Origin of the sequence: Psychrobacillus antarcticus (genome assembly GCF_029533155.1) — a bacterium.
GTDB lineage: Bacteria > Bacillota > Bacilli > Bacillales_A > Planococcaceae > Psychrobacillus > Psychrobacillus antarcticus.
Genome location: NZ_JAIZDB010000022.1, coordinates 41,903 through 52,564, shown reverse-complemented (window position 1 = coordinate 52,564; position 10,662 = coordinate 41,903). Strand labels below are relative to the sequence as shown.

Below are 10,662 nucleotides of genomic sequence, written 5' to 3'. Positions count from 1 at the left end.
ATTAATACATCACGCTCATATTATTACATATGTTGGTGAAAGTTATCGCCTAGCTAATGCGCTCTCCCGTTCAAATTGAAGATATCTTTGGTGGCAACACTCTGTAAAAAACATTGCAATACTTTGTACTTTTTTCTTGCAAAATACAATGGGTGCACAAAGTGTCGTTGCTGGTACTAACATCTCAGAAACAATTACTAGTATTAAAGAGTTAAACAAGCATGGTATCTCATGTACTGTTGATAACTTAGGTGAATTTGTTTTTGAAAAATCAGAGGCAACTACAGCAAAAAATCAAATTCTAGCTTTAATCCAAGCAATTCATGATGAAGAGGTGGATGCACATATCTCGCTAAAACCATCACAATTAGGTTTGGATATTGACCAGAATTTCTGCTTACAAAACTTAAAAGAAATAGTAGAATTAGCTGACCAATACAATATCTTTGTAAACTTTGATATGGAAGACTATGCTCGTCTGCACCCATCATTTGAATTGATGGGAGAACTAACTAAAGAGCACCAAAACATTGGTACTGTTATCCAAGCATACTTCCTTGAGTCCGAAGAAAATATTCAACGTTTTAAAAATTACCGCTTACGAATTGTTAAAGGTGCATACAAAGAACCTGCAAGTTTAGCTTACCAAGATAAGTCCGAAATAGATAAAAATTATATTAAACTAATAGAATATCACTTATTGAATGGGAAATTTACATCCATCGCAACGCATGATCACAATGTAATTGACCATGTTAAGCAGTTTGTTAAGGTCAATAATATTTCAAATGACAAGTTTGAATTCCAAATGCTTTATGGATTCCGTAAAGAATTACAACTTCAACTTGCTAAAGAAGGTTACAATATCTGTACATACGTTCCCTTTGGAGTTGACTGGTATGGTTACTTCATGCGTCGCCTTGCAGAAAGACCACAAAATCTAACACTTGTTTCGAAACAAGTATTTACCAAGAAAACAAATACCGCTATTGGTTTAACTGTCTCAGCATTTGTGGTTGGTCGTTTATCTAAACGTAGGAAACAAAAATAAAAAAATTCCGTGGAAATTAATTTCCACGGAATTTTTTATTTTTCGTGACTTCTCACTAGCTATGAACCTCTCCCGGTCAAGTACTGGTACTAGATCATAATATAGAATATTGGCCAAAACGTCATACAGGAACTTTAGTCAATGGAACCTGCCAAATCTTATTTAAAGAGATTTAAAAACTTTTTTATAATATCATGCATAAACTTGAACTAGATTGCCTATATTGTTAATAGAATACGAGATTAAAGGAGGAACAGAAATGAAACATCCATTAAGCTTACCGGAACAATTACCAGAAACAACAGAAGAGTTATTAAAGCTTATATTACAAACTATCTTAGCCTAGGAGAGATTTAGATTATCAAAGAGATTCGGAAACAAAGAAAAGTAGATACTTCTACTTATGTGGAGATATCTACTTTTTGCTATATTCATTCCCAACTTGACCAATAAGCATCTCCATTGCCCTCATCGTATATCGCTAAATACTCTTCCCAAGTAACAACTTTCTCCAGGCAATTCCTACTATAATTGTGCGTTCCATTATATTCAAAATAATATCCTTCATTCATTATATTCCCTAACTCCGAGCATAGCCGTAATTCATCTTCCTTCAACACTTCTATCCGAAGATATTGAGTATCTAGTAACGTATCTAGTTCAAATTTGCCCATAATACAAAATTAAAACTTTGCTCTTCCTCATCATAGATAGTACTAAGGCCATTAGCCTCTATTAATATTCCCTTAGTAATCTCAATCTCATTAGAATTATTAAACAAATGAATAGCTGTTTTTGTTATGTTGTAACTTGTAATTTCTTTTACTAATTTGTATTGGGATCTCTCTCGATAATAAATAAAAAATAACCTGAAATAGATTAGTTCAAAAATTTCTGTACTGCTTGTTGTACTAATATTTATTCAAACGAACAATAACACTATTCAATAGGTTGATTTATTGAATTCATTTTACTTTCCGTATATACAACTTCTTTTCTACTGAGAAATTTCGCATTATAGTACCTTGATTACCTTGAACAGTATCATTTTTTCCGGTGCGGGTGAAGAGGCAAGAATATTTGTTCTTCTTCTGACAGAATATAAAAACGATAAAATGCTTCGTGATTAAAACCATATCCACTTTACCGTTCAACATTTGTGTACAATAAAAAAGACCAATTGATGTGTCAACATCAATTGGTCAATATAATAGCTGTTCCCACAAGAGGAATCGGCAGACTAATGAACGATCGGTCTAAGCTTCTATCTCAAGAATGGGTTATTTTATATGCTTAAATGAAAGAATTGACCCCATAGCGGCGATTAAATCTTCTAGGTTTAGTCTTCCTACCTATCGCTAGAACAGGAGTGAGCTAAGATTCTTATTTTAGCATTAAATACACTGGACGTTATGATAGCTGTTTAGCCAGATCATTTAAATGATTTTCTACAAGATCATTACCATCTAAATATATTTTTTTCATCACTTCAAATCTAATCATTCTATTAGAAAATTTATTGACTCCTTCAGAAGAAGCCAATTTATACTTATTTATCAAGTCAAAAGTATTTCTACATTCCCCTAGTTCTTTCACAGTGGGAATCCCACCCACTATTACAACCTAGAATCGGTCGCTCACCAGGTATCCCTCGTTTGAGCATTTCCTTAGTTAACTAGTCATTCAATTTCAAATAGTAAATACAACATTTCCCTGAGGTTATCTTGACTGTAATCGTTAACTAACTCAATCCATTGTTTTATTTTATCTGGTCCCTCTAAGACAACATCAGTATTCCACATATCTCGTATCCAAGAATCCTCAGCACTCATTATTTCATCTCTTATCTCATCAATATGTAAGGACAACCGATATACTATTTGGGACTGTTCTGTCCAAACATTTTCTCCATATTGTACTGACATTTTTCCGCCCGCTGTGAATATATCTCTAAGCGAAGTCGGAACAATCCCGTTTTGTGTTGCAAGCCATAATGCAAAACGATTGTACTTTGTTGAACTATTACTAAAAATTTCAGGAAACCAAGCAAATCCTTTTATTTCAAAACTTCTTTTTTCACTTTGTTCTAATGTATTCCATAAACGAACAATAGGAGAAAGCGCTAAATTGTCTACATCTAATTCTGACATCCACCAAAGCTCTTGCCCTTCCTTTAGCTTACTTCGATAGTATTTTTTTACAAGTTCAATAGAATTATCACTTTTTCGAAAACTGTCATAATCTATACCCATTTTACCGAATATGGTTCCTTCTACCGTTAAATTCATGTCAATTTTATATCTTGGTGAATGTGTTACCACTATTTCCGAAAGGCATTCTTCATACGGTTTAGCACGAAATTCTATCGGTTCAGATAACTTTCCGTATAGCATAAAAATTCTCTCAACATCCTCTATCCTGGTAGATTCAACAATACTACTACCTGTGCTGATCCAACTTGATTTTGAAGTCTTCACTTCAACACCAAAATACTTTCCTGCTACTATGTCTGGGAACTTTTGATTTGAAATCAACTCAATTGTTCCTTCAAAGGAAGTGCCAACAGCTAATTTAGACAGAATTTCGTAAATATCATTCTCTAGCTTAGTACCATTTCTAGTTAAATAGTATAGTTCTCGATCTGCACCTTTTTGTATATCTGCATTTAAATAAGTGACTACTTTCATCACTAAACTTGAGAATTCATCTAATGAAGATGAAGAATTTTTAGAAATCAGCATTTTATTCCCCTCTCTTAAAATAGATATCCCACATATCTTCAAGCCTTTTAGCAATGTGGAACCCTAATAATGGAGGAACAGCATTACCTATAATTTTATAGGCACTGGAAGCAGAAAGGCCTTTTTGTTCTCCTTTTTTTGGCCATACAAATGCGTAATCATCAGGAAAGGTTTGTATCCTTGCACATTCACGAACGGATAATCTTCGTTGCGGTAAATCTTTTTTTAACTCTCCCAAATTTTTTCCGCCATTTTCTAAACCTAATCTTCGGAATTCAATATTTCCATGGTGCTCCGAGCGGATAGTAGGTGCAACACCATTTAGATTAACTTCTGTCTGCCCTTGGCAATGTTTACCCATAAATTTAGCTTTGGAAAAACTTTGCTGAGCAAGATCTTCACTGTCGTCAGGCTCCTTCAGGCCAACAAAGGCTTCTTCGACTGTAACATGCGGTAACAAACCTGCTTGTGGGACTCCATTTGGAAGATAATGTGTTTTGACTGGATAAGGGTCATACAGAGATTCAATAGTCTCTTTTTGTAATTCTAGGAGAACTTCCTCTTTTAAAGCATCTTTTCTGAAACCATAAAAAATGACACGTTCTCTCCCCTGAGGAATACCATATTCAACAGCATTTAATACTCTTGCCGGTATCACTAAATATCCGTTCCCAATCTGAGAAAAATCATTCTCTATTATTTCCTTCACATCGCCTAAGTTCACTAAACCCTTTACATTTTCTGCAATAAATACTTTTGGCTTAGTTATCGAAATAACCTCTCGCATCCACATATAGAGTTGTCCTCTACTTTCTATACTTGGTTCATCATTTTCAGATATGGATCCATCATGTAACTTCTTTGATTCAAGTCCTTGTCGCTTTCCAGCTATAGAAAAATCCTGACAAGGAAATCCTCCTGTAACTACATCAATGTTTTCTGGAAATGGATTAATTTTTGTTTCTTTATATTTCTTTACAACATCAACTATACTTTCAAGATGATAATTAGAAGGATTAACATTTTTATCTTTAAAGTAATTAGTCCAAGCCAATTGAGCATCAGGTCTTATATCATTCGCAAATACTGTGTTAAACATTGTTTTAGGCAAAGTACACCAGTTTTGATCTCTGTTTTTTATCAGCCAATGTGAGTTTATTTCTTGATTAACAGAGGATTGAAGCACATTAAAATTGCCCTCAAAACCTAAATCCATTCCACCGCAGCCTGAAAAAAGGGACAATACATTTTTTATATCAGTTGAATTTGTAAAAGAAGTTTTCATTATTTCTTTTTCAAGTACCATTTTATTATTCCTCCTCTTTCAGTTCTTCTCTATATTTAAAGTTGCATAAATTCAATTGTTTAGTATTTATCGCTATTATAACACAAAAGAATGTACGTTCTATTTATTTCGAATTGAAAATCAGTACTTAATATTTCCAATTACTATTACTTCCAACCGGCTTTATAACACTTTGAAAGAAGATGGCATGTTAATGCAAAAACTATCTCTAACATTTGTAGGAAAAATAATGTTTCAATGGAGATTAATGTAGAAGATCCTGGAATTATCCTCGTGGGTCATACCGGAAAAATATTAGCGGTTGATGAGATAGACTACTTTTCAGAAGTCTCACTGTGTCAGAAACCAACAGGAAAGTGTGAACATTCAAGTTGGTTTCTCATGCAAATGCATAGAAATCATTACGGGGATATAGATGGTAAGTTTTACGGTAGTATGGTTTCTATGTCAGATGTATTTGTAAAATCAGTTCCGACTTCGACATAATAAAGCATTAAATCTAGTGTTTTTAATTCGTCGTTTGCTAGCTTTTTGAATTTCGAGATTGCGTTTTTTGCTTCACTTAGCCTCATTATTTATTTGCTTCTTGGCTGCCTCAAATAATTCAAGGACTGCCTCTTCCCCTTTGAAACGAGTTCCTAAATATTTTTTTGCGTCATTATTTAATTTTTACAAATCTACGACTAACTGCGTCAACTGTTTTTGATCATATTGTTTCAGTTCTTTTTTTAATTCGGTCAGGGTTAATTTAATCATATTAGTTCCTTTCATCGCTAAATGTAATTTCTCTTCCCAGAATACATCCAAAGAAACCCCTAAACAAGTATTACTTGCTCCGGGCTTTCATACATTTTTTCAGTTATTAGATCTTAGTCTCAAAGATATATTATTACCGGTCTCGATTACTTTACTTGTTAGGAATGCAAGACGTTCTTCCGTTAGTTTGAAACTGACATCATCATTGATTAAGTGACCCTGTGTAAGAAACAAACATGATAGTTTCTTACACAGGGTAGATTTTTCATTTAGAAGTGGGTTAAAACCTGGTACCATCCACTATTTCCCTTTATGCCACTTTCAAGTAAATTTCCTGATAAAATTACTCGATATAATATTCGGAATATTCATTGAATATGTATTGTATATTCCTTAGTCTTTCGTTACTATTAATTTATATAAATTATTAGAAGAGGTATATATTGGGAATTAACACGATGCATTTTCTATTTAATCTTTCTTTATTAATGATTTTATTTTTTATTTTTATCCTATTAAACAAGAGAGTTGGTAGTATCCTTTTACACAAAAGAGCAGGCTTGTTCTATTTTGTTTCCTCATTAATACTTTGTTTTCTTTTTTCTAATCCTATACAAAGTGAGTATGTCGTAGATTTGAGGATAATTCCTTTTTTATTGGGCGGTCTCTATTTGAGATGCAGTCCTATACTAGGATTTTTGGTTGTTTTCTTTCGGGCTTTTCACGGAATAGACGTTGGATTCTTTATAGCAGTAGTATTTTATACCGTGTTTAGTTTTTTTATATGGTATATTTCTCCTTGGTTTTTAAAACTCACTTCTAATATTCGAATACTAATTTCCACCGGTATTACGTTACTAATAAGTGTTGCAATCCTATTCATAGCATTAAAAACAATGCCTTCTGACCAATTGCTAGACTTATTCATCGCCTACTTAATAATACCTCCGCTTGGGGTTGCCGTGATTTCATTCCTCATTGAAATAGGAGAAAAAAATCAACAGTTGCACCAACAGTTAATAATCGAAGAAAAGATGGCAGCGGTCGAACAAATGGGAGCTGCAATATCTCATGAAATTAGAAATCCATTAACTACAGCAATTGGATTCATTGAGCTCCTCGAACAAGGTTCTATTGATAATAGTAAAAGAACTGAATATCTCTCCATTATAAAAGATGATTTAGATTCTGCCGAAAGTATCATACAAGACTACTTAACTTTTTCTAAACCAATTATTGAACCAATAGAAGAACTAGATATTCAGAAAGAACTAACTCAAATTATAAAATTACTACACCCTCTGGCTAATTATCATTCAGTAAAGATTTCTACTGATTTTTCTACCCTTGTAACGATCCAAGGAGACAAATCGAAATTCCACCAATGCTTTATTAATATTATGAAAAACTCGATCGAATCCATGCCTAACGGCGGTGCATTACTGATCAAAACGCTCGCTACTCAGAAAAAGGTAATTATTTTTATACAAGATACAGGAGCAGGATTGAGTAAAGAACAAATTAAACGTATAGGGGAACCACATTACTCTACGAAAGGTGCCAAGGGAACTGGCCTAAGTATGATGGTTGCCTACAGTATTTTGCATGCTATGAGAGGTACAATTGAAGTTCAAAGTGAGATTGGAAAAGGCACCATCTTCCAATTTCATTTTAAGCTCCATAAACTAAGGTAAAGAAAAGATGATTTTTTTCGCATTAAATAGGATTGGAGAGATAATTTCTTGGAGTTAACAGTATATTTCTTTTTCAACTTATCCCTATTAATCGTATTACTATTGTTAGGAGTTTTATGGGCAGGAAAGTCGAAAGAGTCTTTGTCTTACAGAGCTATTTTCATCATTTATTTAGTAATTAGTTTAATACTCTGTTTTATTTTTACTTATCAAATAGAAGGCATTAATGTAGTTTTTGATTTACGAAAAGTTCCGTTCATTATCGGTGGTTTGTATATGGGTTTAGGCCCTTTTTTAGCTGTATTCATTATGATCGTAAGAGGTTTTTTGGGAATTGATTATGGGTTTTGGATGACATTTCTTTATTATGGAGTGCTTGCTATTCTTTTCTGGGGAATCTCTCCATGGTTTTTAAAGCGCTCCCCCATGCAAAGGATTCTTTTTTCCATATGTGTAGCGTTTCTGTTCAGTTTTTCCCAAACATTTACTATGGGAATTTGGCACTTACCTCATAGTAGTACCGAAGTTTGGTTCGCTTATCTAGTCATTCAACCAATTGGAGTTGGAATTATTTCTTATATAATTGAAGAAATTATTATGACTGTTAAATTGCACCGACGCACTATGAAATCCAAACGTTTAGAGGCTGTTGAACAAATGGGTGCAGCTATTAGTCATGAAATTCGTAACCCATTGACAGCGGCGATCGGTTTTGTTCAACTTTTGTCAAATGAGGCTATCTCAAATGAAAACCATACTCGATACCTCTCCATTATTAAAAGCGAGCTGAAATCTGCTGAAAGAGTCATTCAAGATTATTTGAATTTCTCTAATCCTGAATTTAAATCGGTGGAACCCCTACTTCTTAAGGAAGAACTAGAACAAGTAGTTCAAATGCTACAACCATTGGCAAAGCGAAATTCAGTCAAAATAGTTTCCATTTTTTCAATGGGAGAGGAGATTGAAGGAGACAAACAAAAATTTCATCAATGCTTTGTAAATATCATGAAAAATGCAATAGAAGCAATGCCTAAAGGAGGAATATTAACGGTTGAAATTGAGAGCACACCAACAACTGTAAGCATTCTCGTTAAAGATACTGGTTCAGGTATGACACTTGAACAAGTGAGCCGTCTAGGTGAGCCTTATTATTCAACAAAAGGAAGCAAAGGGACAGGCCTCGGCATTATGGTAGTGTATAGTATCGTACGTGCTATGAATGGTACAATTCATGTAGAGAGTAACCTTGGAAAAGGAACGACATTTGAATTTACATTCCCTTCCTTATCATCTACTCTTCTAGAAGCAGTAGATGATAAGGATACTGAGAAGGAACTTGTTATGAATCGATAAGCACTTAGCACTTATACTAGAAATAGACTTGTATCATTTTCGATTACAAGTCTGTTTTAATTGATTCATAACTATTTTTCATCTGATAAATTAGAATACGAATGCTCCCAAAGATACAAGGATTAACCCGATTGCAAACAACCATTTCCTCTTAAAAACACCTCGTATATATTGTTTAGCCCCAGTATTTAATAATCAGAACTTTTTAGGTTCCCTATGAGCCAAACAAATATAAACTCCAAGCACCAAGTTCTTTTTTGATCCTCGAAATTTTATAAATTTGATTGCTTACCGGAGTCGCTTTAAAACGATTATAAAACATCGGGAGAACGAGACCCACATAATCATCTAGAAACTTGTTTTCCATTCTTTCTTCTATAAGCACTCTATACTTCACCAAAGTACTTACGATCAGTTTTTCATTTGGTTCAGACATACTAATCGTCTCTATATGTTGAATCGATCGAATCCTGGGCCGCAAAATCTTTTCTACTTTTTTTCATAATCTTTCGTATTTTTTACTTCCACTAACATATTTACTACCGTTATTACTTCAATCATTTGAAACCCTCCATGTACCCTCCAAGTAGTTATTATTTTGTTCCAAACTAGTCACTGAGAACAGAACCACACCTGTGTCCCGCTGACCCAAACATAAATGCTTATAGCTCGACATTCCTTAAAAACCCAAACGCACTTTCCATACGATTCACCATTTCCATAAATCCTAAGTCGCTCGGATGGATTCCATCGACTGTGCACTCATGCCATAATTCACCTAGCAAAGTAGAACCATCTATAAATGAAACATTCTCATCGCCTTGTTGCTTCAATTTTTCTACAGTTATTTTCGAGTATTCTCTTCGGTTTTGATAATCCTCGTACTCGCCTAACGCTTTATCCCGTACAAACGGAATTCTTGATATGATGATAATAGGGACAAGTGGATGATATTCCCGATAGGTTTCGATAAAGGGAATTAGTGTATCTTGATATTCCTTGTATGAAACATTTGCCTCATAATCAAGAACAAAGCAGGCTGGCCGTTCAATTTCTCGGATGGTTAATGCCACCCCATTTTCACCTCTCCCACTTCCGGAGAATCCTAAATTAATAAATTCTAAATTAAACCTTCGACTGAGGATATTTGTGTAAGACATACCAGGCCTACTTGCACAAGCACCTTGCGTAATGGAAGTACCATAGAAAATCACTCGTTTATCTGATAAATACGGAGTAGGCTGTTCAATGATTGCTTCTGGATTTGTTCCTATCAGTACTTCCTCTACCCCCTGATACAAGGGAAAATTCAACGTCACTTCTCTTAGTTGTTCCGTACTGTGTTGACTACTACTGTTAAACTCCCAAATCGTTTTCTCATACGAATGTTCAAGAAGAGATGGAAAGGCAGTTGCATAATACATTTGCTGTCCAGGCTCCCCCACGTATACATCAAACCCACATTGACCTGAAGCAGCCATATTCCCCAAACTTACAGCATCAGTTAGCTTTACTTTTAATTCAAGCTTGGAAGCATTTGTCCGAAAACTAATTTGTCCACCGGAAGTATTAGTCGCTAATTCATCCACGGATACGGGTATGTCATAAACAGATTGAGCGGGAAGTCGTCGATAACGTTCCTCCTTGCCAAACCACGCAAAGCCACTAATACGAAATGGTTTATCCTTTGGGTCGTACCATCTTATCTCTTCTTTCACTTTTCATCCCTCTTTCTAGGTCAATCTGACAGGTTCGCCGTCC

The 10,662-nt window shown here is 34.5% G+C and carries 12 protein-coding genes; 5 read left to right on the top strand and 7 right to left on the bottom strand.

The window, feature by feature from the left end; genetic code table 11:
• Positions 1-148 precede the first annotated feature (148 nt).
• Complete coding sequence (locus LDK52_RS13455) at positions 149-1,051, top strand: proline dehydrogenase family protein (protein WP_277586473.1); 903 nt, start codon at positions 149-151, stop codon at positions 1,049-1,051.
• 223 nt (positions 1,052-1,274) lie between these two features.
• Entirely contained in the window at positions 1,275-1,397 is a 123-nt protein-coding gene (locus tag LDK52_RS13450; RefSeq protein ID WP_255553287.1) for a hypothetical protein, read from the top strand.
• An 85-nt stretch (positions 1,398-1,482) separates the two neighbouring features.
• Here the strand turns inward: LDK52_RS13450 and LDK52_RS13445 are convergent, their stop codons facing one another.
• The 4 genes from LDK52_RS13445 to LDK52_RS13430 form a co-directional block, all read right to left on the bottom strand.
• Complete coding sequence (locus tag LDK52_RS13445; RefSeq protein ID WP_277586471.1) at positions 1,483-1,725, bottom strand: hypothetical protein; 243 nt, start codon at positions 1,723-1,725, stop codon at positions 1,483-1,485.
• Between the two features lie 736 nt (positions 1,726-2,461).
• Entirely contained in the window at positions 2,462-2,647 is a 186-nt protein-coding gene (locus tag LDK52_RS13440; protein WP_277586470.1) for a hypothetical protein, read from the bottom strand.
• A gap of 83 nt (positions 2,648-2,730) precedes the next feature.
• On the bottom strand, positions 2,731-3,792 hold the full coding sequence (locus LDK52_RS13435; protein ID WP_277586469.1) for a hypothetical protein: 1,062 nt from the start codon (positions 3,790-3,792) through the stop codon (positions 2,731-2,733).
• A 1-nt stretch (position 3,793) separates the two neighbouring features.
• A complete protein-coding gene (locus LDK52_RS13430) occupies positions 3,794-5,098 on the bottom strand; it encodes a DNA cytosine methyltransferase (protein ID WP_277586468.1) in 1,305 nt (434 codons plus the stop codon).
• Positions 5,099-5,335: 237 nt separating this feature from the next.
• Here LDK52_RS13430 and LDK52_RS13425 point away from each other — a divergent pair, with 237 nt between their 5' ends.
• Entirely contained in the window at positions 5,336-5,584 is a 249-nt protein-coding gene (locus LDK52_RS13425) for a hypothetical protein (RefSeq protein ID WP_277586467.1), read from the top strand.
• A gap of 183 nt (positions 5,585-5,767) precedes the next feature.
• Here the strand turns inward: LDK52_RS13425 and LDK52_RS13420 are convergent, their stop codons facing one another.
• Positions 5,768-5,905, bottom strand: coding sequence for a hypothetical protein (locus LDK52_RS13420; RefSeq protein WP_277586466.1), 138 nt, complete (start codon positions 5,903-5,905; stop codon positions 5,768-5,770).
• 620 nt (positions 5,906-6,525) lie between these two features.
• On the opposite strand from LDK52_RS13420, the gene LDK52_RS13415 reads away from it, so the two are divergent.
• Together LDK52_RS13415 and LDK52_RS13410 are read left to right on the top strand one after the other, a co-directional pair.
• Positions 6,526-7,548, top strand: coding sequence for a sensor histidine kinase (locus LDK52_RS13415; protein WP_277586465.1), 1,023 nt, complete (start codon positions 6,526-6,528; stop codon positions 7,546-7,548).
• Between the two features lie 48 nt (positions 7,549-7,596).
• On the top strand, positions 7,597-8,901 hold the full coding sequence (locus tag LDK52_RS13410; RefSeq protein ID WP_277586464.1) for an ATP-binding protein: 1,305 nt from the start codon (positions 7,597-7,599) through the stop codon (positions 8,899-8,901).
• A 214-nt stretch (positions 8,902-9,115) separates the two neighbouring features.
• Here LDK52_RS13410 and LDK52_RS13405 read toward each other — a convergent pair whose 3' ends face one another.
• Both LDK52_RS13405 and LDK52_RS13400 read right to left on the bottom strand, forming a co-directional pair.
• Positions 9,116-9,337 (bottom strand): hypothetical protein, encoded by a 222-nt coding sequence (locus LDK52_RS13405; RefSeq protein WP_277586463.1) that lies wholly within the window; start codon positions 9,335-9,337, stop codon positions 9,116-9,118.
• 226 nt (positions 9,338-9,563) lie between these two features.
• Positions 9,564-10,619 carry an SGNH/GDSL hydrolase family protein gene (locus LDK52_RS13400; RefSeq protein WP_277586462.1) on the bottom strand — a complete coding sequence of 352 codons (1,056 nt, stop codon included), beginning with the start codon at positions 10,617-10,619 and terminating at the stop codon, positions 9,564-9,566.
• Positions 10,620-10,662 lie beyond the last annotated feature (43 nt).